The sequence below is a fragment of the Micromonospora sp. HB375 genome, from assembly GCF_017872985.1.
GTDB lineage: Bacteria > Actinomycetota > Actinomycetes > Mycobacteriales > Micromonosporaceae > Micromonospora > Micromonospora chalcea.
Window position 1 is genome coordinate 4,797,342 of sequence record NZ_JAGGJO010000001.1, and the last position, 25,367, is coordinate 4,822,708.

A 25,367-nucleotide genomic window follows, 5' to 3' on the forward strand; every position below is an offset into this window, starting at 1 on the left:
CGCGCCGGGAACCTGAACGGGGGATCGCGCTTCGTCGGCAGCGCGGCCGGCGCAGCGCGATCAGGGGCTGTCGGACCCCGGGCCTACGCTGACGCCCGTGACCGTTCGCCTCAGCCGCGCCGAGGCGCTCGCGCTACGGATGACCGGCCTGCTGCTGCGCCCGCACCCGACGGCCCGTCCCGAGGGCGTCGCCGACGTGGTCGAGTGGTTCGGCGCCATGCAGGCCCAGGACGCCGCGAGCGGGTTGTGGTCGCTCGGCGTACGCCTTCCCGGCGCCACCCAGAACGACGTCCGCGCGGCGCTGGAGCGGCGGGAGGCCCTGCGCACCTGGCCGATGCGCGGCACCGTGCACCTGGTGCCGGCGCGGGACGCGCGGTGGCTGCTGGACCTGACCGGGGTGCGGACGCTCGCCGGCATCGCCGCGCGGTGGCGGCAGCTCGGGCTGACGGTCGCCGACGGTGAACGGGCCGGTGAGGTGCTGGGTGCGGCGCTGGCCGGCGGCGGCCGGCTCACCCGCGCCGAGTGCCTGGCCGCGCTGCGCGCCGCCGGGCTGGACACGGATGGTCAACGCGGCTACCACCTGCTCTGGTACGCCAGCCAGCGCGGCGTCACCTGCATCGCCCCGCACGTCGGCAACGAACAGACGTTCGTGCTGCTCGACGAGTGGGCGCCCGATCCGCGCCGCCCGGAGCGCGACGAGGCGCTGGCGTTGCTGGCGCACCGCTATGTGCGCGGCCACGGCCCGGTGACCCGGCACGAGCTGGCCCGGTGGACCGGCCTCACCGTCACCGACGCGACCCGGGCGATCACGCTGGCCGGTGACCTGCTCGCCCCGGTCGAGGTCGACGGCGAGCCCGCGGTGGTCGACGCCGCGCTGCTCGACACGCCCCGCGCGCCCGTCGACGACGTGCACACGCTGCCCGGCTTCGACGAATACCTGCTCGGCTTCAAGGACCGGTCGCTGATGCTCGACCCGGCGCATGCCGCAGCGGTGGTCCCCGGCAACAACGGGATGTTCCGGTCGACCGTGGTGCGCGGCGGGCGCGTGGTCGGCACCTGGACGCGGACGATCGGCGCGCGGGCGGTGACAGTGACAGCGCACCAGCTCGTGCCGTTCGACGCCGCGCTGCGCACCCGGGTGGACGCCGCGCTGACGGGTTACGCCCGCTTCCTCGGCCTGGAGCTGCGTCACTCCTGGTGAGCGACGGCTCCCGCCGTTGCCCTACCTCATTCTCCTCTGCTGCCGAGCATCCCCTTTGCTCTGCAGCCATCGGCGCATCGGGTCGCCGCGCTCGTGCTCGGTGGAACGCCATGGGTGTCAAAACCGCGCCGAGACACCCGTGGCGTTCCACTCACGCCGATGGCCGACTACGGAGGGAGGGTGAGCTGGCCGGACAAGGCCGAAGGGCCGGCGGCACCGCGTGCCACCGGCCCCTTCGCGCGTCCGGGGTCAGTCGGCCAGAGCGCCGGCCGAACGGCCCTCGTGCAGCGTCAGGTTACGGCCGCTGCCCGGGTCGAACAGGTGGATCTTTTCCAGGTTGAACCACACCCGGCGCGACTCGCCCTCGCGTACCGGGGACTCCGCCGACAGGCGGGTGACCAGGTTCGAGCCGCCGCCCGCGAAGTCCGCCGCGCCCGCGTCGGCGGCCAGCTCCTCCAGTTCGGCGGCGGTCGCCCGCTCCCCCTCGACGGTGAAGTAGACGTACTTGTCCGAACCCATCGACTCGACGATGTCCACCGGCGCCTCGAACTCCATGCCCCGGCGGCGGGTCTCGTCGTCGATCAACGCGGCGTCCTCGAAGTGCTCCGGCCGGATGCCGAGGATCAGCTCGCGGGGCGCGTCACCGGCCTCCAGCTCGCGGCGGACCCGCTCGCCGACCGGCACGTCTCCGAGCGCGGTCCGCAGCTTCCCGTCCTCCACCGCGGCGTGCACGAAGTTCATCGAAGGCGAGCCGATGAACCCGGCGACGAAGAGGTTGCGCGGGTGGTCGTACAGCTCCTGCGGCGGGCCGACCTGCTGCACCGCGCCGCCGCGCATGATGACCACCCGGTCGCCGAGCGTCATCGCCTCGGTCTGGTCGTGGGTGACGTAGACGGTGGTGGTGCCGAGTTGCTTCTGCAGCCGCGACACCACGGTGCGCATCTGCACCCGCAGCTTGGCGTCCAGGTTCGACAGCGGCTCGTCCATCAGGAACGCCTTGGGCTGGCGGACGATCGCCCGGCCCATCGCCACCCGCTGCCGCTGGCCGCCGGAGAGGTTGGCCGGCTTGCGGTCCAGCAGCGCGGTCAGCTCCAGCACCTTCGCCGCCTCGTCGACCTTCTGGTTGATGGTCTCCTTGTCCAGCTTCGCCAGCCGCAGCGGGAACGCCATGTTCTCCCGAACGGTCATGTTCGGGTAGAGCGCGTACGACTGGAAGACCATGGCGATGTCGCGGTCGCGGGGCGCCTTGTCGTTGACCCGCTCGCCGCCGATGCGCAGCTCACCGGAGCTGATGTCCTCCAGCCCGGCGATCATGTTGAGCGTGGTGGACTTCCCGCAGCCGGACGGACCGACCAGGATGACGAACTCGCCGTCGGCGATCTCCAGGTCGACGTCCTGTACGGCGGTGGTCCCGTCCGGGAACCGCTTGCTCACCTTGTCCAGCACGATGTCGGCCATTGCTACCACCTATCCCTTGACTGCGCCGGAGGTCAGACCGGAGACGATGCGGCGCTGGAAGAAGAGCACGAACAGGATGATCGGCACGGTGATCACCACGGCGGCGGCGCAGATCGCCCCGGTCGGGTCCTCGAACTGCGACTCGCCGGTGAAGAACTGCAGCGCCACCGGGACCGTGCGGGACCGCTCGGTCGAGGTGAGCGTGATCGCGAACAGGAAGTCGTTCCAGCAGAAGATGAAGACCAGGATGGCGGTGGTGAACACGCCCGGCGCGGCCAGCGGCGCGATCACCCGCCGGAACGCCTGGGCCTGGGTGGCGCCGTCCATCTTCGCCGCCTTCTCCAGGTCCCACGGGATCTGCTTGAAGAAGGCCGACAGCGTGTAGATCGCCAGCGGCAACGCGAACGTGATGTAGGGCAGGATCAGACCCGGCCAGGTGTCGAACAGGCCGAGCTGCCGCTCGATCTCGAACAGCGGCGACACCAGCGACACCTGCGGGAACATCGCGATCAGCAGCGAGACGCCGACCAGCAGCTTCTTGCCGGGGAAGTCCAGGCGGGAGATCGCGTACGCGGCCATCGCCCCGAGCACCACCGCGATGGTGGTGGCGATCAGCGCGATGCCGATGGAGTTGATCAGGGCCCGGACGAACTGGTCGGTGTCGAAGATGGTCCGGTAGTTGTCCAGCGTCCACTCGCGCGGCCAGAACTTGCCGTCGGTGAGCGTGGCCGGGGTCTTGAACGACAGCGAGGCGATCCAGAGCACGGGGACCAGCGCGAAGACGACGACCACGACGTCCAGCAGGCCCCAGCGCACCTTCGCCCGCGTGGTGGATTCCACTGCCATGTCAGCGCCTCTCCCCATCGTCGCTGCCCGGGGCAGCGGTGCCGAACAGCTTCACGAACACGAAGGCGATGATCGCCACGGTGATGAAGATCAGCACCGACATCGTGGAGCCGATGCCGAGGTTCAGGCCCCGGATCAGGTTGTTGTAGGCGAGCATCGACACCGACGACGTCTCGTTGCCGCCGTTGGTGAGCACGAAGATGTTGTCGAAGACCCGGAACGCGTCGAGCGTGCGGAACAGCAGCGCGACCAGGATGGCCGGCTTCATCACCGGCAGCATCACCTTGGTGAACCGCTGCCACGCCGTCGCGCCGTCGGTGGAGGCCGCCTTGAGCAGGTCCTCCGGCACCAGCGCCAGCCCGGCCATCAGCAGCAGCGCCATGAACGGGGTGGTCTTCCAGATCTCCGCCAGCATGATGATCGCCAGCGAGCTGGCCCGCTCGGTGAGCGGGGCGCTGCCGTCGAACAGGTTCGCCAGGTAGCCGGTGCCGGGCGTCCAGGCGTACCGCCAGGAGAACGCCGCGACCACAGTGACGATGCCGTACGGGATCAGCGCGGCGGTGCGGACGATCCCCCGGCCGACGAGCGTCCGGTGCATGATCAGCGCCAGGCCCATGCCGAGCACCAGCTCGACCGCGACGGTGACCACGGTGATCAGGGCGGTCACCCCGAACGCGGTCCACCAGAAGTCGTTGGTGAGCACGGTGACGTAGTTCTCCAGCCCGACGAACTGCCGCTCGTCGGGGAAGCGCAGGTCGAAGCGTTGCAGCGACAACCAGACGGAGTACAGGATCGGGTACGCGGTGACCAGCACCATGACCAGCGCGGCCGGTGCGCACAGCAGCCAGCCGAGCCGCCGTTCGGCCCGCTTGTTCTCGCTCAGCGGGGCGCGGGAGCCGCGCCGCGACCGCTGCTGCGGCACTGCGGCGTGCCGGCCGCCGGGCTGCTCGGACTCGGCCTCGGCGGCGGCCTGCGCGCCGGCCGGAGTGGCGTTCACGCTCATGGCAGAACCCCCTTGGACTCCAGCGCGTCGGAGATCGCCTTGCGCAGCTCGTCGGCGGTCTGCTCGGGCCGGATCGCCGACGGCGGCGACAGGATCGCCGACATCACCGTGGAGATGCTCTGGTACGCCGGGGTCAGCGGTCGCACCGCCGGCTCCTTCAGCTCCTCCAGGATGGTCTCCTTCATCGGGTACGCCTCGGTCATCTCCGGGTCGTCGTAGACGGCCTCGATGGTGGGCGGCACGCCGTCGTTGACGGCGGAGAACTTCTGGTTCTCGGCGTTGCGCAGGCAGCGGGCCACCTCGAACGCCTCCTCCGGGTGCTTCGAGTAGCTGCTGACCGCCAGGTTGACCCCGCCGATGGTGACCTTGCTGGGGGTGCCCGGGTCGATGCCCGGCACCCGGGCCCACTTCACGTTCTTCGCCAGCTCCGGGTTGGCCTCCTGGAGCGCCGGATAGACGAACGGCCAGTTCACCTGGAACGCGCCCTTGCCGGACTGGAACTCCAGCCGCACCGGGTCCTCCAGCGCGTTGCTGAACGACGGCGACGTCACGCCGGACGTGGCGAACTTCTTGAGCTGGTCGAGCGCGCGTACCGCGCCGGCGTCCATCTCCGCCTTCTTGCCGTCGTCACTGAGGATCTTGCCGCCGGCGCTCTCGGCGAGCGTGTTGTAGAGGACGACCAGGCCCTCGTACTGGGCGCCCATGGTGAGCACCTGGTACGGCTTGCCCTGCTCCTTGAGCTGCTGGGCGGCGGAGATCATCTCGTCCCAGGTCTTCGGCGGCTGCGACACCAGGTCCGACCGGTACCACAGCAGCTGCACGTTCGTGTTCTTGGGCGCGGCGTACAGCTTGTCCTCGTACCGGGCGGTGTCCAGCGGGCCGGCCAGCGTGCCCCGCTCCGCCTCGGCCTTGTCCTCGCCGGTCCACTCCCGGATCCACTTCGCGCTGGCGAACTCCTGGGTCCACGTGACGTCCAGGCCGAGCACGTCCATCCCGCTGTCCTGCGCGGCGAGCCGCCGCACCATCTGCACCCGCTGCTCGTCGGCCTCGCGCGGCAGCACCCGGTAGTCGATGCGGTACCGGCCCTGCGCCGCCGTGTTGCAGGTGTCGACGACCTTCTGCAGGTTCTGCTCCGGCGGGTAGTACAGGTTGATCGTGGGGACGCCGCCGTCGCCGCCGGATCCGCAGGCTGCCAGCGGGGCCACCAACGCGAGCGCGGCGGCTGCCGCCACCGCGCGTCCGGCCGGCCGTCGTGCGGCCGTGTCGGGGACTGTCGTCATCACCCTCCCCCTCTCTTCGGCGAAGAACCGGGGAGTGACCCGTGCCCCGGCGCACGGCGAGACGGCGGGGTTCTCGGTCCGATCACCGAACGCCCCGGGCGTGTCGTGCGGCTGAACGTGCCCGACCTGCGACGGAGCGAAACATCACGGACATGTGACGGTGACGGCGCGCACACCGTCGGCAGCGCGACGACGGGGCGCGGCCGACACGCCGTCCCACGTCGTGAAACGGCGAGGCTACCGAGCGTCAGCGGTCGTGCATTAGCGTGGGGCTGGCTCCGTAGCCGGCGCGTCGCCGTCGACGTCGATACGCCTCCGGCCGTCCCCCACTGCCCGCCCGATCGGTTGGTTCTGTCGGGAAAGTGCCGTCCGCTCGTTCCCCGGTTGGGCAGGATTCGCCCCGAGGAGGTGCCGTCGTGCAGGACACCCGCGCTCTCGCCCTGACGTTCGAGGTGAGCGGCCTGCCCCCGGTCAAGACCGAGGCCCTGTCCATCTTCGCCGCCGGGCACCGGCAGGCGACGAGAGTCCGTACCCTGCTCCAGGCCGCCTGCACGGCGGCCCAGCGCACCGGGTGGACGCCGCTCACCGGCCCGGTGGAGGTGGACCTCACCCTGCGGTGCCCGCCCGGGCACCGCACCTCCGACGCCAGCACGCTGCTCGGCGGCGTGTGCGCGGTGCTCCAGGACAAGAAGCGGGTCGCCAACATCGGTCTCGCCCACCTCGGGGTGCTGGTCGACGTCGCGCTCTGGTCCGACGACCGGCAGATCCGCCGGCTGTCGTACGTCGAGGAGCCGGCAGAGGAGTTCTCGTATTTGGTCCGGGTGTCGGCCGTACCGACGATGGTTTGACCGACGTTCGCGGTGGGGTACCGCGGACGCCGACGAAGGGAGCGCCGATGTCGGAGCCACATGTCACGCTCGACCCGAGCGGGCTTGACCCTGTGCAGCAGAAGCTGCGTGGCCCGCTGGAGGATCAGCTGACCTCGGCCCTGCAGGCCGCCGCGGACCGGGTCCGCTCCGGCTACGCGGGCGAGCCGGTGGAGGACGTGTGCCGCCGCCTGCTCGACGAGACCCGCTCCGGCCTGCACCCGGACATCGCGGCCGGCTTCCAGCCCGACATGGACGAGTTCTGCCGGGTGGCGGTGGCGATCGTGCGGGGCGAGCTGACCTGAGCCCGGGCCGCCCCCTGGAATTGAGTACGCGTACCGATGGCGGGTCCGCCCGGGGCGACGACAATTCTCCCCGTGCGAACTCGAATCATGATTGTTCTTGCCGTGCTCGGACTGGCCGGGCTGATGGCGACCACCGGCTGTTCCCTGCGGCAGAGCATCTGCGGCAGCGACGAGTACCCGGTGATCGCGGTCGGTCCGCAGGGCGGCAGTTCCTGCGTGCCGGACGGGGAAGAGCCGTCCCCGCCGTATGTGCGCTACCCGGAGGGCAAGGTGCCGCAGCACGTCGACGACGAGTGGGACGTCTACTGGCGCACCCACGGCATCGACGAGAACAACAACATCATCGACCGCTGACGCCGACGTCAGCTGCGCCGCACGTCCACGGCCACGACGTGCGTACCGTCCGGGCGGGTGGACTCCCCCAGCCGCACCGGCAGGCGGCCGCCGTCCGGCGGCAGCAGGCCGAGCCCGAAACTGAGGTGCCCCTCGAAGTCGCCGGCCACCGCCCATCCGCGCAGCGTCGGGAAGCGGATCGCCGCCGGCGGCAGGTCCGCCGTTCCGCCGCCGCGCGCGTCGTGCGCCTGGGCCGGCTCGAACCGCACCGACAGGTACGCGGTACCGGGCAGCGCGACCGGCGCGCCCCGGCCCTCGGTCACCACCCGCGGCACATAGGCGACCTGATAGGACGGGGTGGGCCCGCGGAACGCGAAGGTGATCCGGCTGAAGCCCTCCGCCGGATGGTCGCCGACGTCCACCGCCACCAGGACCGGCAGCGGCTCCCCCGGCGGCGGCGTGACCGGCACCCGGACCCGGTGGGCGACCCGGGCCGGCTGGCCGGGCACGGCCCAGTCCCAGGTGACACGCCACGAGCCGCCCGTCGAGGCCGCTTCGGTCGGCACGGGCGGGGTGGGCGTGGCCTCCGTCGCGGTCGCCGCGGGGGCCGCCGCGGCCGTCGGGGTGGGCGCCGTGGACGCGCCGTCGTGGCCGGTCGCCGTGCAGGCCGCCGCGAGCAGCACGACCAGGCCGGCGAGCAGCGGTACGCGCTGAGGAGTCATGACTCAGTGTCGCTCCGTGACCGGCCCGCGCACCAGAGGCGTCCCACCCGATTCCGGCGCCTGTTTCCGGGGCCGGACGGGTCAGGACCGGGTCCGCAACTCCCCGGCCCTGACCCCGGCCGTCCGGTTGGGTAGCGGTCTGCGCCGCGGGAACACGGCAGGCGTGGCACGACGCCGTTCGCCGGGCTCCGCGCGGCGAGCCGGTATGCCCGCACTCAGCTCCACGGTGCTCTTACCACCGGACTCCGGTGCGCCCCCGTCTCACCCCGACGAGGCGTGGACGCCGGCTCAGGTTAGGCGCGTACGCGCAGGCCGGACAAGCGATGACCGGTGGCCGCGCCTGTGATTGATGTCTATGCGGAATTGCGGCATGTCGGCGTAACGGGGTCAGCCGGTTTCGCGCTGTTCGACTTCGAGACGCGGACTGCGCCCGGCCTGCCTAGGCGGGACGCTCCGGGCCGCGGCGGCCCCGGCGACGAGCGCCAGCGCGGCCACGTGCAGCGCCCGTACGCCGGCCGGGGCGGCGACGTCCGCCGCCGGCAGCGCGGGCAGCAGCAGCGCGCCGAGCCCGGTGACCGCCAGCGCCACCCGCCAGAACACGGCCGGGTTCGCCGCCGGCAGCGGCGGCGCGACGCCCCGGGCCGGCTGTCCCCGGCGGGCCTCCCCCACGGCCAGGACGACCACCAGCAGCCCGCCGCCGAGCCCGGCCGTCACGTCCACGAACTGGTACCAGTACACGCCGGTCAGGGCGTGGAAGTCGGTGACGCCGAACAGCCGGGGCAGGCGCTCGCTGTGGCTGACCCGGTCCCACGCGACGTGACTGAACGCGCCGATGAGCGCCGAGCAGACCGACACCTGCCAGGGATGCCGCACCCCGGCCAGCGTCGCGTACCAGGCCCAGCCGAACAACCGCCGTCCCGGCAGGTGCGCGACGACGCCGGCGACCACGCGGCGCGCCACCCAGGCGTACGCGAGCGCGACCGGCAGCCCCCACCAGAGCAGCCCGCCGAGCGTGTGTGTACGCATGCCGAGCGCCAGCGGCGTGCCGGTGAACAGGTACGCGGCGTCCGGCGCCACCGCACCGGCGCACAGCGCCACCCCGTCGAACCAGCGGGGCCGCCACAGCTTCAGCGGCAGCACCGGCGCCAGGTGCGACGGGAAGGTGAGTGGCACCTCCCGGACGTTACCGGCCGCCTAGAAGTGCTGGACCAGGTCGGGAAACGCCGCCAGCCGGATCACCTGGGAGTCGGACGGGTCCAGCTCGTCGTGCTCCAGGATCCAGGTGTTCTCGTTCGGGATGAAGACCGCGTTCATCCCGGCGGCCCGGGCGGGCAGGATGTCCGAGCGCGGGGAGTTGCCGATCATCCAGGCGGCGGCCGGGTCGAAGGCGTGCTCGCGGGCCAGCCAGCGGTACGTGTCGGCGTCCTTCTCCGGCACGATGTGCGCGGCGCGGAAGTGGTGCAGCAGCCCGCAGGCGTCCAGCTTGCGCTGCTGCTCCTCGCGCTCGCCCTTGGTGAGCAGCAGCAGCTCGTGCCGGCCGGCCAGGTCGTCGAGCGTCTCGGCCACCCCCGGCATCAGCTCGACCTGGTGCCCGATCAGAGCCGCCGCGAGCTGATCGATCTCGGCGCGTTCCCGGTCGGTGGCCGGACGCTCGCGCAGCTTCTCCAGGCACTCGCCGAGGCTGCGCAGGAAGACCTTGCTGCCGTAGCCGTGCGCGACGGCGTTGGCCCGCTCGATGTCGTCGAGCACCGCGCGGATGCGGGCCCGGTCCAGCGTGGGATGGTCGAGCCAGGTGAGGAAGTCGTCGATCACCCGCTCGAACAGGACGTTGTTCTCCCAGAGCGTGTCGTCGGCGTCGAAGACCAGCACGGCGGCATCCCGGCGCGGCGGCATGGGGCTCCCCTCCCTCACGGACCTCGCACACCGTACTGCCCGGTCGCCGGACGGACCACGCGGATTATCCGGTCGGCGGGCGGTTACCGGCGGCTACCCGACTGCGCGATCCCTGGTCGGGCGACATGCTTCGGCCATGACGATCTCACCCGATCATCCACCCGGGCGCAGACGGGGCGCGGCCGTCGCCGTGGCCGCGGCGCTCGCCGTCGCGGGCGCGGCGCTGCCGGGATCCCCGGCGCTCGCCGTCAACGCCGCACACACCACAGTCGTCGGCACGAACCCGGTCGACTGGACGCCGCACGCGCTGGACGGCACCGTGCACCGCATCCTCCAGATCGGCAACCGCGTGTACGTCGCCGGCACGTTCACCAAGGTGCGCAACGCCGGGCAGTCGGCCCAGCTGGCGATGCCCCGCCTGGTGGCGCTCGACGCGACCACCGGCCGGATCGACACCACGTTCCGGCCGCAGGTGAACGGCGCGGTGAAGGCTCTCGCCGCCGCGCCGGACGGCCGCTCGCTCTACATCGGCGGCGCGTTCACCACAGTCAACGGCACCGCGGCGTCCCGGCTGGCCCGGATCGACGCGGCCACCGGCGCGCGGGTCGCCGGTTTCACCACGCCGGCGCTGAACAACCAGGTCAACGACATGCGCCTGGTCGGCAACCGGCTGATCGTCGGCGGCGCGTTCCAGACCGTCGGCGGGGTGACCCGGCGCGCCCTGGCGGCGGTGAACGCCACCACCGGAGCCGCCGATCCGTCGGTCAACCTGAACCTGGCCGGTCCGCGCACGACCACCTCCGGCGCCACCGCGCCGGTGAAGATCGAGGCGCTGGACGTCTCCGCCGACGGCCGGCGGCTGGTGTTCGTCGGCGGCTTCAGCAGCGTCGCGGGCGTGGCGCGGCACCAGATCGCCGTCGCCGACCTGAGCGCGTCGGGCGCCACGCTCTCCGGCTGGGCCACCGACCGCTACCAGCCGCAGTGCGCGCGGACGATGCCGGTCTACATGCGCGGCGTCGACATCTCGCCGGACGGCACCTGGTTCGCGGTGGTCACCACCGGCGGCCCGTTCCCGGCCACGCTCTGCGACACCGCGGCGCGTTTCGAGTTCGGTGCGGCCACCGGCGGCAAGCAGCCCACCTGGGCCAACTACACCGGCGGCGACACGCTGCTGTCGGTGGCGGTGACCGGCGCGGCCGTCTACGTCGGAGGCCACCAGCGCTGGCTGGACAACCCGCAGGGCCGCAACTCGGCCGGTCCGGGCGCGGTGTCCCGGCCGGGCATCGGGGCGATCCACCCGGTCACCGGCAAGGCGCTGCCGTGGAACCCGACGAAGGACCGCGGGGTGGGCACCGGCGAGCTGTACGCCACCGACCGGGGCCTGTGGGTCGGCAGCGACACCGTGACGGTGGCCGGCGAGTACCACGCCCGGCTGGCGTTCCTGCCGCTGGCGTGACCGTTCGGGGCGCGGCGGGCTCTCCCGTCGCGCCCCGCACACACGGTCAGCGGCGCAGCGTAAGAATCAGGTCGGCGACCAGCGCGGTCCACCCGGTCTGGTGCCAGGCGCCCAGCCCGGCGCCGTTGTCGCCGTGGAAGTACTCCGGGAAGCAGATCAGGTCGCGCCAGTCCGGGTGGGTCTGGAACAGCTGCGCGGCGCCGTAGATCGGCCGCCGTCCCCACCCGTCGCGGGTGAACAGCGAGATCAGCCGCGCGGACAGGTCGTCGGCGATCTCGTCGAGCGTCCGCTTGACCCCGGAGCGGGTCGGGTACTCGACCTGCAGGTCGTCGCCGAAGAACGCGGCGTAGTCGCGCAGCGCGCTGATCAGCAGGAAGTTCGTCGGCATCCAGATCGGGCCGCGCCAGTTGGAGTTGCCGCCGAACAGGCCGCTGGTCGACTCGGCCGGCTCGTAGCCGACGCTGAACTCCTGCCCGCCGAGCGTGACGGTGAACGGCTTGTCCAGGTGGGCTCGGGACAGCGTACGCAGCCCGTACTCGGAGAGGAACTCGTCGGTGTCGAGCATCCGGGCCAGCAGCCGCACCACCTGGTCCGGGGCGACCATCGACAGCAGCCGCTGCTGCCGGCCGTCGGGGCCGATCCGGCGGCCGCCGATCACCTCGGCGTACTCCGGGCGGTTGGTGAGGAACCAGCGCAGCCGCGCGCCCAGCTCGGGCAGGCGGCGCATGGTGCGGGCGGTGAGCCGGGTGACGGCTGCGAGCGGCAGCAGCCCGACCACCGAGCGGACCTTCAGCGGCACCTTCGTGCCGTCGGCCAGGCGCAGCACGTCGTAGAAGAACGCGTCCTCGGCGTCCCAGAGCCCCTGGTGGTACGCCGCCGCGGCGATGTACGCGAAGTGCTCGAAGAACTTGGTGGCGGTGTCGGTGTACGCGCGGTCGTGCTCGGCCAGCACGATCGCCATGTCGAGCAGGTTGAGCGCGTACATGGCCATCCAGCCGGTGCCGTCGGACTGCTCCAGCACCCCGGCGACCGGCAGCGCGGCCGAGCGGTCGAACGGGCCGACGTTGTCCAGCCCGAGGAAGCCGCCCTCGAAGACGTTGTTGCCGCCGGTGTCCTTGCGGTTGACCCACCAGGTGAAGTTGAGCAGCAGCTTGTGCATGACCCGGGCGAGGAACTCGTGGTCGCGGGAGCCGTCGATCTCGAAGACCTTCAGCGCCGCCCAGGCGTGCACCGGCGGGTTCACGTCCCCGAACGCCCACTCGTACGCCGGGATCTGCCCGTTGGGGTGCAGGTACCACTCGCGCAGCAGCAGGAGGACCTGTTCCTTGGCGAAGCCCGGGTCGACCCGGGCGATGGTGACGCAGTGGAAGGCCAGGTCCCACGCGGCGTACCAGGGATATTCCCACGGGTCCGGCATGGAGATCACGTCGAAGCTGTTCATGTGCCACCAGGCGCTGTTGCGCCCGTGCCGGCGGCCGGCGGGCGGCGTGGAGCCGGGGTCGCCGGTCAGCCAGCGCTCGACGTCGAAGTGGTAGAACTGCTTGCCCCACATCAGCCCGGCGATGGCCTGGCGGGCGACCAGCGCCTCGTCGGCGGTGGCGGCGGCCGGGATCACGCTGTCGAAGAACCGGTTCGCCTCGGCCCGGCGTGCCCAGAGCACGGCGTCGAACCCGTCACCGAGGTCGGCCGGGGCGGGCGGCGCGGCGGCCGGGGGCGGCGCGGTGCGGGTCAGCCGCAGCCGGATCTGCCGCTGCTCGCCGGCCGGCACGTCGAGCACGTAGTGCAGCGCGCCCTTGGTGCCGGTGCGCTCCGGGTTGACGGTGGCGGCGCCGTTGACCACGTGGTCGTTGATGCCGTCCTTGGGGTACGCGGACCGCCCCGGCAGCCCCCACAGCCGCTCGGCGTTCGTGTCGTTGTCGCACAGCAGCGGCACCGGGTCGCCGTCGCCTTCCAGCAGCAGCTGCCCGAGCACCCAGTGCTCACCGACGAGCCGGGAACCCGTGCCGACCAGCTTCGGCACCCGGTCGGCGCCGGGCAGCCCCCACGCCCAGGTGTTGCGGAACCAGAGCGTGGGCAGCACGTGCAGCGTCTCGTCGGTGTCGGCCCGGTTCGCCACGGTGATCACCACGCACATGTCGGTCGGGGACGCCTTGGCGTAGTCGACGGTGACCGCCCAGTACCTGTCGTCGTCGAAGATGCCGGTGTCGACCAGCTCGTACTCGGTGTCGTCCCGGCCGCGCAGCGCGTTCACCGCGACCAGCTCGTCGTACGGGAAGGCGGCCTGCGGGTAGTGGTAGCGCCAGCGCATGAAGGAGTGCGTGGGGGTGCTGTCGAGGTACCACCAGTAGTCCTTGGCGTCCTCGCCGTGGTTGCCGCCGTCGCCGCCGAGGCCGAACATCCGCTCCTTGAGGATCGGGTCGCGCCCGTTCCACAGCGCCAGGGCGAAGCAGAACGTCTGCCGGTCGTCGCAGACGCCCGCCATGCCGTCCTCGTTCCACCGGTAGGCTCGGGACCGCGCGTGATCGTGGGGGAAGTAGTCCCAGGCCGTGCCGTGCTCGCTGTAGTCCTCACGTACCGTGCCCCACGCCCGCTCGGACAGATAGGGGCCCCATGCGCGCCAGTCCTGCTCCCCGGCGTCGGCCTGGGCGAGCCGGTGCCGCTCGGGGTCGGGGGACGCGGAGGTCGACCGGTCGGTGATCACTGGCACATCTTCGACGCCGCCGGGGTACTTCTCCACAGCGGCCATTGTCGCCGTGGCATGTCACACCTCGCTGCCGGTGGAGGAAAGTTGATCGACATCCGTTTCGGGCCGCGCGTCTGCGGTGAGCTGTCCGCCGCCGCCACGCGGGAATGGCTGGTCACCGACGGGCTCGGCGGATACGCCATGGGCACCGTCGCCGGGCTGCGTACCCGCCGGTATCACGGGCTGCTCGTGGTGGCCGGCGACACGCCCGCGTCCCGAAAGGTGGGACTGGCAAGCCTCGACCCGGCGGTGACGCTGCCGTCGGGGCGGCAGGTCCGCCTCGGCGCGCACGAGTGGTCCTCCGGCGTGGTCGACCCGCGCGGCTTCGAGCTGCTGGAGCGCTTCGACCTCACCGACGGGGTGCCGCGCTGGCGGTGGCGCGTCGGCGACGTGGTGATCGAACGGGAGATCGCCATGACGTACGGCCGCTCGTGCGTCGCCGTCGTACACCGGTTGATCTCCGGCGGCCCGGTGCGGCTCGACCTGGCGGCGGCCTGCACGTGGCGCGACGCGCACGGCGAGCGGCGCGCCGACGGTCCGGCGCCCCGGCTGGAGGCGGCGGCCGGCGGCGCGGTGATCGACGGCGCGTACCGGCTCGCCGGGCCGGACTGGACCCCGGAGGGCCAGTGGTGGCACGGGGTACGCCACCGGACCGAGGCCGAGCGCGGCCTGCACCCGGACGAGGACCTCTGGTACGCGGGCCGGTTCACCGGCGCGCTGGACGAGCCCGGCGCGACGGTGTCGGTGCTGGCCTGGGCGGGCGACCTGGCCGAGGAGCCGCCCCCGGCGACCGCGGTGGTCGAGTCGACCCGGCGGCGCAACCGGGCCGTGACGGCGGCGGCGAAGCCCGGCGACGCGGTCGAGGCGACGCTCGCGCTCGCCGCCGACGCGTTCGTGGTACGCACCGCCACCGGCCCGGACGTGGTCGCCGGCTACCCGTGGTTCGGGGCCTGGTCGCGCGACACGATGATCTCCTACGAGGGCCTGTTCCTGTGCACGAACCGGGCCGACGAGGGCCGGGACCTGCTGCGGGCGTACGCGGCGACGCTGTCCGAGGGGATGCTGGCGAACACCGCCGACACCGGCCGGGTCGAGCACAACACCGTCGACGGCACGCTGTGGTTCCTGCACGCGGTCAGCCGGCACGTCACCGTCACCGGCGACACCGACCTCGGCGACGAGCTGCTGCCCGCGCTGCACGGTGTGGTCGAGGCGCACGTGGCGGGCACCCGGTACGGCATCGGCGTCGACCCGGCCGACGGGCTGCTGACCCAGGGCGGCCCGCCGGACGTGGCGCTCACCTGGATGGACGCCCGGGTGTACGGGGTGCCGGTGACCCCGCGTACCGGCAAGCCGGTCGAGGTGAACGCGCTGTGGATCAACGGGCTGGCCGGGCTCGCCGAGCTGACCGAGCTGGCCGGACGCGACGCCTCGGCGCTGCACGCCCTGCACCGGCGGGCCGCCGCCGCGTTCCGGGAGCGGTTCCCCGCCCCGGCCGGCTGGCTGTACGACGTGGTGGACGCCCCGGCGCCGGCGTACCCGCTGGGCGGGGCCACGCACCACGACGACGACCTGCTGCGCCCCAACCAGCTGCTCGCCTGGTCGCTGCCGTACGCGCCGCTGGAGCCGGACGAGGCCACGCTGCGCCGGATCACCGAGGCGCTGTTCACCCCGCTCGGCCCGCGCAGCCTCGCCCCGGGCTCCCCCGGCTGGACCGGACGGCACCGGGGCGGGCCGGCCGAGCGGGACTCCGCCTACCACCAGGGCACCGTGTGGCCGTGGCTGACCGGGCCGCTGCTGGACGCGTACCGCCGGGCCGGGCTGCCCACCGACGACCTGCTGGTCGGCCTGGAGGGCCACCTCGCCGAGGACGGCCTGGGCTCGGTGAGCGAGACCGCCGACGGCGACGCCCCGCACGCGGCCACCGGCTGCCCGTTCCAGGCGTGGTCGGTGGCCGAGCTGCTGCGCGCGCGGCGGACACGCCGGTAACGCGTTACAGACCGGCAACCGGCGCGTCGCCGCCGGTTATCGACCCCTCGGCAGGATGGGTGCCGACCCCACCGGACACCGCGGCGACGCCGCCGCCGGGGTGGGGACGCCACAACTCAAAGGGGGCCGCGTGTCAGCTGACGCCGAAGTGATCGACATCCAGCCCGCCCGGCGCCTGCGGGTGCTGCTGCTCTCCTGGGAGTACCCGCCGGTGCTCGTCGGTGGCCTCGGCCGCCACGTCCACGCGCTGTCCGTCGCGCTGGCCGCCGCCGGGCACGAGGTCACAGTCGTCACCCGCCACGCCGAGGGCGCCCCGCTGGAGGAGTACGCCGAGGGCGTGCGCGTCGTCCGCGCCGCCGAGGATCCGGTCCGGTTCCCGCTCGCCACCGGCTCGCTGCTGGCCTGGACGATGGCGTTCAACCACACGCTGACGCGGGCCGCGCTGCGCGCCGCCTCCTCCGGCGCCTACGACGTGATCCACGCCCACGACTGGCTCGTCGCGCACACCGCCGTCACGCTTGCCGAACACCTGGACGTGCCGCTGGTGACCACCATCCACGCCACCGAGGCCGGGCGGCACCAGGGCTGGCTGCCGGAGGAGATGAACCGCACCATCCACGGCGTCGAGCACTGGCTGAGCAACGCCTCCGGGCGGGTGATCGCCTGCTCCGGGTACATGCGCGAGCAGGTCGCCCGGCTGTTCGGCGTACCGTCCGGGCGCATCGACGTGGTCGCCAACGGCGTCGACGACCGGGCCTGGCGGGCCCGGCCGCAGGCGGTCGCCTCCGCCCGGGCCCGCTTCGCCGCGGACGGGCCGCTGGTCGGGTACGCCGGCCGCCTGGTCTACGAGAAGGGCGTGCAGCACCTGGTGCACGCGGTGCCGCGCCTGGCCGACCGGCACCCCGGCCTGCGCGTGGTGATCGCCGGGGACGGGCCGTACAAGGACGAGCTGGTCGACCAGGCGCGGCGGCTGCGGCTGGGCGACACGGTCCGGTTCGCCGGCTTCATGGACTCCACCCAGCTGCCCGCGGTGCTCGCCGCCACCGACGCCACCGTGATCCCCAGCCTCTACGAGCCGTTCGGCATGATCGCGCTGGAGGCGGCGGCCGCCGGCGCGCCGCTGGCGGTGGCGCGTACCGGCGGGCTGGCCGAGATCGTCGAGCCGGGGGTGACCGGGGTGACGTTCCCGCACGGCGACCCGGACGCGCTGGCCGGCGCCGTGGACCGGCTGCTCGCCGACGAGGTGTTCGCCCGCCGGGTGGCGCGCCGGGCCCGGACCATGGTCACGCAGCGGTACGCCTGGTCCGCGATCGCCGCCCGCACCGCGGGCAGCTACGCCGCCGCGCGCCGCTACCACGACGGGTTCCAGGCCCGCCGGGCCACCGCCCTGCTGGCCCGGGACCGGTCCGCGATCACCATTCCGGAAGGGAATCTGCTCGCCGGTACGGCCAGTTAGGGCATGACGTCTCGCCGTGCGATAGGTACCGTCCGATCCGTTGGCTATTGTGGACCACTGACCAGCGGTGAGGAGTGCGGTGCGGGACGTAGTGATCGCCGGACGGTACCGCCTGCTCGACCTGGTCGGTCGCGGCGGGATGGGCCAGGTCTGGCGGGCGCGCGACGAGGAACTGCATCGCGAGGTCGCGGTGAAGCAGGTCGTGCCGCCGAACTGGCTCGCCGAGAACGAGCGGGACGAGCTGCGCGCCCGTACGCTGCGCGAAGCGCGGACGTCCGCGCGGCTCAACCATCCCAACGTGGTCCGCGTCTACGACGTGGTCCGGGTCGAGGGCGACCCCTGGCTGGTCATGGAGTACGTCCCGTCCCGCTCCCTCCAGGAGATCATCGAGACCGACGGGCCGCTGCCGCCCGGGCGGGCCGCCGAGATCGGGCTGGCGGTGCTCGCCGGGCTGCGCGCCGCGCACGACGCCGGGGTGCTGCACCGGGACGTGAAACCCGCGAACGTGCTGCTCGCCCGGGACGGCCGGGTGCTGCTCACCGACTTCGGGCTGGCCGTGTTCCAGGGCGGCGACGGCGCCATGACCCGCCCCGGCCTGGTCCTCGGCTCCCCCCAGTACGTGGCGCCGGAGCGGGCCGCCGAGGGCGTGTCCAGCGTCGAGGCGGACATGTGGTCGCTCGGCGCCACGCTGCACGCCGCCGTGGAGGGCCGCTCGCCGTACGCCCGCAGCACCGCCATGGCCACGCTCGCCGCGCTCGCCACCCGGCCGCCCGACCCGGCGCCGCACGCCGGCCCGCTGACGCCGGTGCTGGCCGGGCTGCTGCGGCGAGACCCGCGCGCCCGGCTCGGCCACCACGAGACCGCCCGCCTGCTCGGCGTGGCCGCGGTGTCGGACGCCGACGCGACGGCGGCCGGCGGGTCCGCAGGCCGGTCCGCCGTACCGTCCGATCGGCCGGCCGCCGGGCGCGAGGGCGACGCTCGGGGACGTCCCCCGGGCGCGGGCGCCGGTGACGAGCCGGCGGCTGCGGCGGCGGGCGTCGTGTACCCGGACCTGATGCCGCCGGCCGCCGCCGCCCGCGCCTGGAGCCGGGCGGCGAAGCGCAGCGAGTGGGCGCCGCCCCCCGAGGGTGACCGGGCGCCACCGCCGGGCGGTCCGTCCGACTCCGCCGACCTGCCGGAGCGCTCCGGCGAGTCCGGCCGGTCCGGCCCTTCCGGCACGGCCGCCCGCTCCGGCCGGCCCGCGCCGCGCGACGGCGCCGAGCGGTCCGGCCCCGTGGGCTCGGCGGACCGACCCGAGCCACCGCCGCGCCCCCGCCCGGAGCCGCCGCAGCGGGACCGGTCCGACGAATTGAAGCGGGCGGAGTCCCCCGCGACCACGCCGGCGGAGCCGCCCCGGGCGGCCCCGGACCGCTCGGGTCCGGTCAGCCTCGGCCCGACGGTCCTCACCAGCTTCGTCGACCCGGGGAGCCCGACCGGCCCCGAGTCCGCGCCCCGCGCCGACGCGCTGAGCCCGGTGCGCATCCCCGGCCCGGACGCGGCGCCGGTCGCCCGCCCGGCCCCGGTCGCCCACAGCGGCCCCGCCGACAGCGGTGCGCTGCGGGCCGGCCCGCCCCCGCCCACCGGCGTTCCGCGCCCCCCGGACCGGCCGCTCGACGCCGAGGATCAGAAGCGGCTGCGACGCTGGGGGCTCGCCGTGGGCGCGGTGCTGCTCGCCGTGGCGACCGGCGTCGGCACCGCGCTGGCGGTCACCGACGGCGCCGACGAGCATCCGGAGGCGCGCCGGTCCGGCGAGGCCGTCGCCCGGCCCTGGGATCATCAGCCCGGCGGCCCGGGCGTGCCCCCTCCCCCGTTCCCCTGCGTCCGGCCGGACGTGACGGGCACGCCGGTCCGCAAGGGCCCACCTCCCGAGGACCCGGCGGTGAACGTGCCGGCCGGCTGGGTCTGGCCCGCCGACACCGGCGGCTTCCACATCGCCCTGCCCGCCGGGTGGCTGCAGCTGCGCTCCGGCGACACGACCTGCTTCCAGGACCCGGCCACCCGGCGCATCCTCGGCGTCGAGCCGTATCCGGGTGGGGATCCGGTGGGCCGGCTGCGCTCGTCCGAGCGGGATCTGACCTCCGCCGGTCGGCTGCCGCAGTACGAGAAGATCCGGCTGGCCGCCGACGGTCCGGGCGCGGAGTGGGAGTGCCGGTGGACCGCGCCGTACGGCGAGCGGATGCGTGCGTTGCGCGTACTGCCCGGTCAGCGGGCCGGGTGGACGCTCGGGCTGACCACGTCCGACGCCGACTGGGCGGACGCGTCGAAGCAGTTCGCGGTCATCCGGGCGAGCCTCGGCACGGTCCGGCCCACCCGTACCGCGGGCTGAGCCGCACCCCGTCCCATCACCGACAGTCGGCGTGGCGCCGGCTGCCCGGCCCGCCATAATTCCGGGTGGCACTGGTACGCCGTCGCGCGTCCGCGGCACCCCTTCCCCAGTGGACCGTCCGGCTGATGCCCCGCTGTCGCACGGGCTGACTACAGTGGCGTAGTTTCGTGGATCAAGATCTTCGGGAAGGGCGAGCCGAGATGATGGGACCGTCCCACGCGCTCTCGGGCGCGGCGGTGTGGCTGACCGGCTCCTGGGCCATGGCCCAGTTCGCGGACTACCACCAGACACCGCTGGCGCTGGCGGTGGGCACTGCGGTCTGCGCGGGCGGTGCGCTCTTCCCCGACCTCGACCTGTCCGGGAAGGTCACCCGCAACCAGGGCGGCGCCACCGTGGCCCGTACGTTCGGCGTGGTCAGCCTCTTCGTCGCCGAGGTGGTGGAGAAGATCTCACTCGGCGTCTACTACGCCACCAAGCTCAGCAAGGATCCGCGCCGCAACAACGGGCACCGCACGCTCACCCACACCATCCCGTTCACCGTGCTCGTCGGCTGGGGCACCACCGCGCTCTGCGCCCACTACGGCAAGTGGGCCGTCGTCGGAATCCTCTTCTTCATGATCGGCCTGGCGCTGCGCGGGCTGTTCGACAAGTGGGCCGAGCGCGCGGGCTGGGTGGTGGTCACGCTGGTGTCCGCCGCCGCAGCCTGGTTCACGTTCGCCAACCTGCCCGGCGACCGGGGCTATCCGATGATCGGCCTCGCCGTCGGCGTGGGCTGTTTCGTGCACATCCTCGGCGACATGATCACCCGGGCCGGGGTGCCGATCCTGTGGCCCATCCCGATCAAACGCCGGATGTGGACGATGATCGGCCTGCCCAACAAGATCGCTCTGCGTACCGGCAGCAAGGCCGAGACGGTGGTGCTGCGCACCGCGATGACGATCCTGTCCGTCCTGGCCGCGGTGGGGCTGGTCGCGCCCTCGGTGCTGCAGCGCTTCGACATCCAGGTGTAGGTCAGCCCGCCTCGGCGCGTACCGGGCGGGCGGTGGCCGCCCGGGCCCGGATCAGCCGGGCCGTCCAGCCCACGCCGCGACGGCGCCACGACCGTCCGATGACGACGGTAATGCCCGGGGTGGCGGCGAGCAGAGGCCGCACCCGAAATCACTCTGGGTAGGGAAGCAAGCGTCGTCGATCATCCGTGCGGACGATCGACGACACGCTAATGCGCATTAGCGCGGAGGTCCGCCTACTGTCGCGCGCCCGGTCGGCCCTTGTCAAGATTCCCGCCCGAACAACCGCAGGGCAGCGGCGGGCGCGGTTGCTAATCCGCATTACATCAGGGAGTTCATCGAACGGAAATCTTCCGGCCACCCCTTGACAGGACGCCGGGAGAGCAGAGAGGCTCCATCCCGACCCGATCGCTAATACGCATTAGCGGAAGTGGAAGGACCGACGTGACCCCTCCCCCCAGGCGTGTCACCCAGCGTGACATCGCACGCATGGCCGGCGTCAGCCAGGCGACCGTGTCGCTGGTGCTCAACAACCGCACCGACGCCGACGTCCGGATCGCGCCGGAGACACGGGACCGGGTCTTGCAGGTCATCGCCGAGACGGGATACGCCGCCGACCCGGCCGCCCGCCGCCTCGCCTCCGGGTTCAACCGGATCATCGGCGTCTTCACCTACGAGCCGGCCTTCCCCAGCGGCAGCCGGGACTTCTTCCACCCGTTCCTGCTCGGCATCGAGGAGTACGCCGAACGGGTCGGCTGCGACCTGCTGCTGTTCACCAGCGCCCCGGTGGTGGACGGCCGGCGGCGCATCTTCCACCAGGACAACCGGCTGCGGCTGGCCGACGGCTGCATCCTGCTCGGCCGGGAGATCGACGGCGCGGAGCTGCTCCGGCTCAACCGCGACGGGTTCCCCTACGTCGCCGTCGGGCGCCGCGACGACGCCGGCGGCCCGGTGCCCTACGTCGGCGCCGACTACGCCAGCGCGGTCCACCGGCTGGCCGAGCGGGCGGTGGAGCTGGGACACCGGCGCCTGACGTACGTGGGCATGGGCACCTCGGCCGAGTCCTCGCACGACCGGCGCAGCGGTTTCCACGCCGGCGCGGCCGGCGCGGACAGCGCCCGCCAGATCACCGCGGCCGCGGAGACCGCCGACGCCACAGTGGACGACCTGCGGGCCGACGGCAGCACCGTCGCCTTCGTGGAGGACTTCGCCACCGCCGTGGCGCTGGAGACGGCCGCCCGCCGCAAGGGGCTGACGGTGCCCGGCGACCTGTCCGTCGTGACCCTCGGCGACCCGACCGTCCCGGTGCCCACGGACATCACGTTCACCGGGTTCCGCATCCCGCGCGAGGAGATGGGCCGCCAGGCCGTCGAGGTGCTGACCGGCGTCATCGACGGCAGCGCCGGCGGCCTCCAGCAACGGCTCCTGCCCTGCGAACTCGTCGAGGGCGACACCCTCGGCGTCCCTGGATCGGCGGCCGACCGGCGCTGACACGCCCGGCCGCGCAACTGGAAGGAAGCAAGTGGTACTAATGCGTGCGGACGTCCTCGTCGTCGGGGGCGGACTGGGCGGTGTCGCCGCGGCGCTGGCCGCGGCCCGTGCCGGCCGGTCCGTCATCCTGACCGAGGAGTTCGACTGGCTCGGCGGGCAGCTCACCAGCCAGGCGGTCCCGCCGGACGAGCACTCCTGGATCGAGCAGTTCGGCGCCACCGCGAGCTACCGGGAGTTGCGCGACGGCATCCGCGACTACTACCGCCGCCACTACCCGCTGACCGAGCGGTCCCGGGCGTGGACCGACCTGAACCCGGGCGCGGGCTGGGTGAGCCGGCTCTGCCACGAGCCCCGGGTCGCGGTCGCGGTCCTGGAGCAGATGCTCGCGCCGTACCGGGGGTCCGGGCGGCTGACGGTGCTGCAGCCGTACCGGCCGGTCGCGGCCGAGACCGACGGCGACCGGGTCACCGGCGTCACGCTCGCCCACCGGGACCGCGACGAGCGGATCGAGGTGGAGGCGCCGTACGTCCTGGACGCCACCGAGACCGGTGAGCTGCTGCCACTGACCGGCACCGAGTACGTGACCGGGTTCGAGTCGCAGGCGCAGACCGGTGAGCCGAGCGCGCCGGCCGAGGCGCAGCCGCTGAACATGCAGGCGGTGTCCGTCTGCTTCGCGCTGGACCACGTCGACGGCGACCACACCATCGACCGGCCCGCCGGGTACGACTTCTGGCGCGACTACAAGCCGGACTTCTGGGGCGACCGGCTGCTGTCCTGGCGGTCACCCCACCCGCGCACGCTGGAGATCGTCGAGCGCAGCTTCACGCCGAACCCGGACGACGACCCGCTGGGCGTCAACGCCGACCAGCGGCTCAACCCGGGCGACGGCAACCTGTGGACGTTCCGGCGCATCGCGGCGCGGCGCAACTTCGTCGACGGCGCGTACGGCAGCGACATCACGCTCGTCAACTGGCCGATGATCGACTACTTCGAGGGCCCGGTCATCGACGTGCCGAACGCGTCCTGGCACCTGTCCCAGGCGCGCGAGCTGTCGTACTCCGTCCTGTACTGGCTGCAGACCGAGGCGCCCCGTCCCGACGGCGGCACCGGCTACCCGGGGCTGCGGCTGCGCGGCGACGTGACCGGCAGCCCCGACGGGCTGGCGCAGGCGCCCTACATCCGGGAGTCGCGCCGCATCCGCGCCGAGTACACGGTGGTCGAGCAGGACCTCTCCCTGGCGGTACGCGGCGAGCACGGCGCGGTGAGCTACCCCGACTCGATCGGCGTCGGCATGTACCGCATCGACCTGCACCCGTCGACCGGCGGCGACAACTACATCGACGTCGGCTCCTGCCCGTTCGAGATCCCGCTCGGCGCGCTCATCCCGCAGCGGATGGAGAACCTGCTGCCGGCCGGCAAGAACATCGGTACCACGCACATCACCAACGGCAGCTACCGACTGCACCCGGTCGAGTGGAACGTCGGTGAGGTCGCCGGCCTGCTGGCCGACTTCTGCCTTGCGCGGGGCGAGTCCCCGCGCGCGGTCCGCGGCACCCCCCGCCTGCTGGCCGAATTCACGGACCGCATCTCGGCCGCCGGCGTGGAATGCCGCTGGCCGCAGATCGCGGGCTACTGAACCCCCGGTGAGGAGAAAGAAAGTGAGATACGGAAGACTGTCCGGCCTGGTCGCGGCGACCATGACCGGTGTGCTCGCCCTGACCGCCTGCGGCGGTGGCGGCGACGCCAAGGACGACGGTCCGGCGAGCCTGCGGATGACCGTCTGGTCGGCGAACGAAGCGCACCTCAAGCTGTTCAACGAGATCGCCGACGAGTACCGCAAGAACAACCCGGACGTCGCGGAGATCAAGTTCGATCCGCTGCCGTTCGAGAACTACACCACGACGCTCACCACGCAGATCGCCGGCGGCAACGCGCCGGACCTCGCGTGGATCTTCGAGAACTCGGCTCCGGACTTCGTCGCCTCCGGCGCGCTGAGCCCGCTCGACGACACGCTGAAGAAGGCCGACGGCTACCAGTACGACGACCTGTCCCCCGCCACGCTGAAGCTGTGGCGCAACGACGGGAAGCTCTTCGCGTACCCGTTCTCGACCTCGCCGTTCGGCGTGTTCGTCAACAACGACATGCTCAAGAAGGCCGGGCAGAAGACCCCGGCCGAGCTGATCGCGGCCGGGCAGTGGAACTGGGACACCGCGCTCGCCGCGGCCGGCGCCACCGCCGCGAAGTCGGGCAAGGCCGGGCTCGTGGTCCGCGACTTCGACTACAAGGGCTGGGACAACCTGGCCACGTTCTGGACCGGCTGGGGCGCCCAGGCGTGGAGCGAGGACGGCCGCAGCTGCGGGTTCAACAGCCCGGAGATGGTCGAGGCGATGACCACGCTGCACAAGGCGATCTTCACCGGCAAGGCGCTGCCCGGTCCGGGCACGACCGCCGACTTCTTCGCCGGTGACGCGGCCATGACCGTCACCCAGATCTCCCGCGCCTCGCTGCTGAAGGAGAACGGCTTCGACTGGGACCTGGTCCCGCTGCCGGCCGGTCCGAAGGGCCCGTACGCGGTGGTCGGCCAGGCCGGCATCGGCGTGATGAAGAAGAGCCCGCACGCCGAGCAGGCCGCCGACTTCCTGGCCTTCTTCACCAACCCCACCAACTCGGCGAAGCTGGCCCAGTTCTTCCCGCCGCCGCGGCAGTCCCAGCTGACCGCCGAGACGCTGGCGAAGACGAACCCGAAGCTCAAGCCGGAGCAGCTGCAGAAGGTCGTCATCGACGGCATCACCAACGGCACGGTCAAGCCCAGCCACTCCGGGCAGGCCGAGCTGAGCCAGCAGGTGCGCGCCGCGCTCGACCCGCTGTGGAAGGCGGACGCGGACGTCAAGGGCGTACTCGACGGCGTCTGCTCCAAGATCCAGCCGCTGCTGGCGAAGTAGGGCCGAGGATC

General features: G+C 72.9%; 21 protein-coding genes. 12 read left to right on the forward strand and 9 right to left on the reverse strand.

Translation table 11 applies throughout. The annotated features are described in order from the left end of the window. The first annotated feature begins 97 nt into the window (after nucleotides 1-97). Nucleotides 98-1,201 (forward strand): winged helix DNA-binding domain-containing protein, encoded by a 1,104-nt coding sequence (locus J3R08_RS20905; RefSeq protein WP_209962559.1) that lies wholly within the window; start codon nucleotides 98-100, stop codon nucleotides 1,199-1,201. A 249-nt stretch (nucleotides 1,202-1,450) separates the two neighbouring features. On the opposite strand, the gene J3R08_RS20910 is transcribed toward J3R08_RS20905, so the two are convergent. From J3R08_RS20910 to J3R08_RS20925, 4 genes are read right to left on the reverse strand one after another with little or no spacing between them, the layout of a single operon-like run. Then, complete coding sequence (locus J3R08_RS20910; protein ID WP_043329803.1) at nucleotides 1,451-2,659, reverse strand: ABC transporter ATP-binding protein; 1,209 nt, start codon at nucleotides 2,657-2,659, stop codon at nucleotides 1,451-1,453. A gap of 9 nt (nucleotides 2,660-2,668) precedes the next feature. After that, entirely contained in the window at nucleotides 2,669-3,505 is an 837-nt protein-coding gene (locus J3R08_RS20915; RefSeq protein WP_043329801.1) for a carbohydrate ABC transporter permease, read from the reverse strand. 1 nt (nucleotide 3,506) lies between these two features. Beyond that, nucleotides 3,507-4,508, reverse strand: a complete 1,002-nt coding sequence (locus J3R08_RS20920) for a carbohydrate ABC transporter permease (protein ID WP_043329800.1) — start codon at nucleotides 4,506-4,508, stop codon at nucleotides 3,507-3,509. Then, nucleotides 4,505-5,788 (reverse strand): ABC transporter substrate-binding protein, encoded by a 1,284-nt coding sequence (locus J3R08_RS20925; protein ID WP_209962561.1) that lies wholly within the window; start codon nucleotides 5,786-5,788, stop codon nucleotides 4,505-4,507. Before J3R08_RS20925 ends, J3R08_RS20920 begins: the two co-directional genes overlap by 4 nt. A 416-nt stretch (nucleotides 5,789-6,204) precedes the next feature. Between J3R08_RS20925 and J3R08_RS20930 the strand changes: the two genes are divergently transcribed. The 3 genes from J3R08_RS20930 to J3R08_RS20940 all read left to right on the forward strand — a co-directional run bounded on the left by J3R08_RS20930 (nucleotide 6,205) and on the right by J3R08_RS20940 (nucleotide 7,313). Then, nucleotides 6,205-6,636 carry a hypothetical protein gene (locus J3R08_RS20930; RefSeq protein WP_043329796.1) on the forward strand — a complete coding sequence of 144 codons (432 nt, stop codon included), beginning with the start codon at nucleotides 6,205-6,207 and terminating at the stop codon, nucleotides 6,634-6,636. 47 nt (nucleotides 6,637-6,683) lie between these two features. Next, nucleotides 6,684-6,959 (forward strand): hypothetical protein, encoded by a 276-nt coding sequence (locus J3R08_RS20935; protein ID WP_030500352.1) that lies wholly within the window; start codon nucleotides 6,684-6,686, stop codon nucleotides 6,957-6,959. 72 nt (nucleotides 6,960-7,031) lie between these two features. Further along, the gene (locus tag J3R08_RS20940; protein WP_223201390.1) at nucleotides 7,032-7,313 is read left to right on the forward strand and encodes an SCO0607 family lipoprotein; all 282 of its coding nucleotides are present in this window, start codon (nucleotides 7,032-7,034) and stop codon (nucleotides 7,311-7,313) included. Between the two features lie 8 nt (nucleotides 7,314-7,321). Here the strand turns inward: J3R08_RS20940 and J3R08_RS20945 are convergent, their stop codons facing one another. The 3 genes from J3R08_RS20945 to J3R08_RS20955 all read right to left on the reverse strand — a co-directional run bounded on the left by J3R08_RS20945 (nucleotide 7,322) and on the right by J3R08_RS20955 (nucleotide 9,907). After that, nucleotides 7,322-8,014, reverse strand: coding sequence for a hypothetical protein (locus J3R08_RS20945; RefSeq protein WP_113972430.1), 693 nt, complete (start codon nucleotides 8,012-8,014; stop codon nucleotides 7,322-7,324). A gap of 387 nt (nucleotides 8,015-8,401) precedes the next feature. Next, nucleotides 8,402-9,187, reverse strand: coding sequence for a DUF4184 family protein (locus J3R08_RS20950; protein ID WP_209962564.1), 786 nt, complete (start codon nucleotides 9,185-9,187; stop codon nucleotides 8,402-8,404). Between the two features lie 21 nt (nucleotides 9,188-9,208). Next, the gene (locus tag J3R08_RS20955; protein WP_064445386.1) at nucleotides 9,209-9,907 is read right to left on the reverse strand and encodes an HAD family hydrolase; all 699 of its coding nucleotides are present in this window, start codon (nucleotides 9,905-9,907) and stop codon (nucleotides 9,209-9,211) included. A 136-nt stretch (nucleotides 9,908-10,043) separates the two neighbouring features. On the opposite strand from J3R08_RS20955, the gene J3R08_RS20960 reads away from it, so the two are divergent. Further along, the gene (locus J3R08_RS20960) at nucleotides 10,044-11,363 is read left to right on the forward strand and encodes a hypothetical protein (RefSeq protein WP_245254780.1); all 1,320 of its coding nucleotides are present in this window, start codon (nucleotides 10,044-10,046) and stop codon (nucleotides 11,361-11,363) included. 46 nt (nucleotides 11,364-11,409) lie between these two features. Here the strand turns inward: J3R08_RS20960 and J3R08_RS20965 are convergent, their stop codons facing one another. Further along, on the reverse strand, nucleotides 11,410-14,109 hold the full coding sequence (locus J3R08_RS20965; RefSeq protein WP_043329786.1) for a glucosidase: 2,700 nt from the start codon (nucleotides 14,107-14,109) through the stop codon (nucleotides 11,410-11,412). Between the two features lie 42 nt (nucleotides 14,110-14,151). Between J3R08_RS20965 and J3R08_RS20970 the strand changes: the two genes are divergently transcribed. The 4 genes from J3R08_RS20970 (at nucleotide 14,152) to J3R08_RS20985 (ending at nucleotide 20,926) form a co-directional block, all read left to right on the forward strand. Continuing rightward, nucleotides 14,152-16,095, forward strand: a complete 1,944-nt coding sequence (locus tag J3R08_RS20970) for an amylo-alpha-1,6-glucosidase (RefSeq protein WP_209962566.1) — start codon at nucleotides 14,152-14,154, stop codon at nucleotides 16,093-16,095. Nucleotides 16,096-16,225: 130 nt separating this feature from the next. Next, nucleotides 16,226-17,551, forward strand: a complete 1,326-nt coding sequence (locus tag J3R08_RS20975; protein WP_209962568.1) for a glycosyltransferase family 4 protein — start codon at nucleotides 16,226-16,228, stop codon at nucleotides 17,549-17,551. 79 nt (nucleotides 17,552-17,630) lie between these two features. After that, on the forward strand, nucleotides 17,631-19,916 hold the full coding sequence (locus J3R08_RS20980; protein WP_069087734.1) for a serine/threonine-protein kinase: 2,286 nt from the start codon (nucleotides 17,631-17,633) through the stop codon (nucleotides 19,914-19,916). A gap of 200 nt (nucleotides 19,917-20,116) precedes the next feature. Next, complete coding sequence (locus J3R08_RS20985) at nucleotides 20,117-20,926, forward strand: metal-dependent hydrolase (protein WP_043329783.1); 810 nt, start codon at nucleotides 20,117-20,119, stop codon at nucleotides 20,924-20,926. A 1-nt stretch (nucleotide 20,927) separates the two neighbouring features. On the opposite strand, the gene J3R08_RS20990 is transcribed toward J3R08_RS20985, so the two are convergent. Continuing rightward, entirely contained in the window at nucleotides 20,928-21,068 is a 141-nt protein-coding gene (locus tag J3R08_RS20990; RefSeq protein ID WP_167435642.1) for a hypothetical protein, read from the reverse strand. Nucleotides 21,069-21,367: 299 nt separating this feature from the next. Here J3R08_RS20990 and J3R08_RS20995 point away from each other — a divergent pair, with 299 nt between their 5' ends. The 3 genes from J3R08_RS20995 to J3R08_RS21005 are packed head-to-tail and all read left to right on the forward strand — an operon-like array spanning nucleotide 21,368 to nucleotide 25,356. Continuing rightward, a complete protein-coding gene (locus J3R08_RS20995; RefSeq protein WP_113972437.1) occupies nucleotides 21,368-22,414 on the forward strand; it encodes a LacI family DNA-binding transcriptional regulator in 1,047 nt (348 codons plus the stop codon). 40 nt (nucleotides 22,415-22,454) lie between these two features. Next, entirely contained in the window at nucleotides 22,455-24,050 is a 1,596-nt protein-coding gene (locus J3R08_RS21000; protein ID WP_064445379.1) for an FAD-dependent oxidoreductase, read from the forward strand. A gap of 22 nt (nucleotides 24,051-24,072) precedes the next feature. Beyond that, nucleotides 24,073-25,356 (forward strand): ABC transporter substrate-binding protein, encoded by a 1,284-nt coding sequence (locus J3R08_RS21005; RefSeq protein WP_043329780.1) that lies wholly within the window; start codon nucleotides 24,073-24,075, stop codon nucleotides 25,354-25,356. Nucleotides 25,357-25,367: the final 11 nt, after the last annotated feature.

Bases quoted from the DNA above. Each gene is read 5' to 3' on its own strand.
- J3R08_RS20960 (WP_245254780.1), top strand. From the start codon at position 10,044: ATGACGATCTCACCCGATCATCCACCCGGGCGCAGACGGGGCGCGGCC.
- J3R08_RS20920 (WP_043329800.1), bottom strand. From the start codon at position 4,508: ATGAGCGTGAACGCCACTCCGGCCGGCGCGCAGGCCGCCGCCGAGGCC.
- J3R08_RS20925 (WP_209962561.1), bottom strand. From the start codon at position 5,788: ATGACGACAGTCCCCGACACGGCCGCACGACGGCCGGCCGGACGCGCG.
- J3R08_RS20935 (WP_030500352.1), top strand. From the start codon at position 6,684: ATGTCGGAGCCACATGTCACGCTCGACCCGAGCGGGCTTGACCCTGTG.
- J3R08_RS20985 (WP_043329783.1), top strand. From the start codon at position 20,117: ATGATGGGACCGTCCCACGCGCTCTCGGGCGCGGCGGTGTGGCTGACC.
- J3R08_RS20915 (WP_043329801.1), bottom strand. From the start codon at position 3,505: ATGGCAGTGGAATCCACCACGCGGGCGAAGGTGCGCTGGGGCCTGCTG.
- J3R08_RS20910 (WP_043329803.1), bottom strand. From the start codon at position 2,659: ATGGCCGACATCGTGCTGGACAAGGTGAGCAAGCGGTTCCCGGACGGG.
- J3R08_RS20965 (WP_043329786.1), bottom strand. From the start codon at position 14,109: ATGGCCGCTGTGGAGAAGTACCCCGGCGGCGTCGAAGATGTGCCAGTG.
- J3R08_RS20955 (WP_064445386.1), bottom strand. From the start codon at position 9,907: ATGCCGCCGCGCCGGGATGCCGCCGTGCTGGTCTTCGACGCCGACGAC.
- J3R08_RS21000 (WP_064445379.1), top strand. From the start codon at position 22,455: ATGCGTGCGGACGTCCTCGTCGTCGGGGGCGGACTGGGCGGTGTCGCC.
- J3R08_RS20945 (WP_113972430.1), bottom strand. From the start codon at position 8,014: ATGACTCCTCAGCGCGTACCGCTGCTCGCCGGCCTGGTCGTGCTGCTC.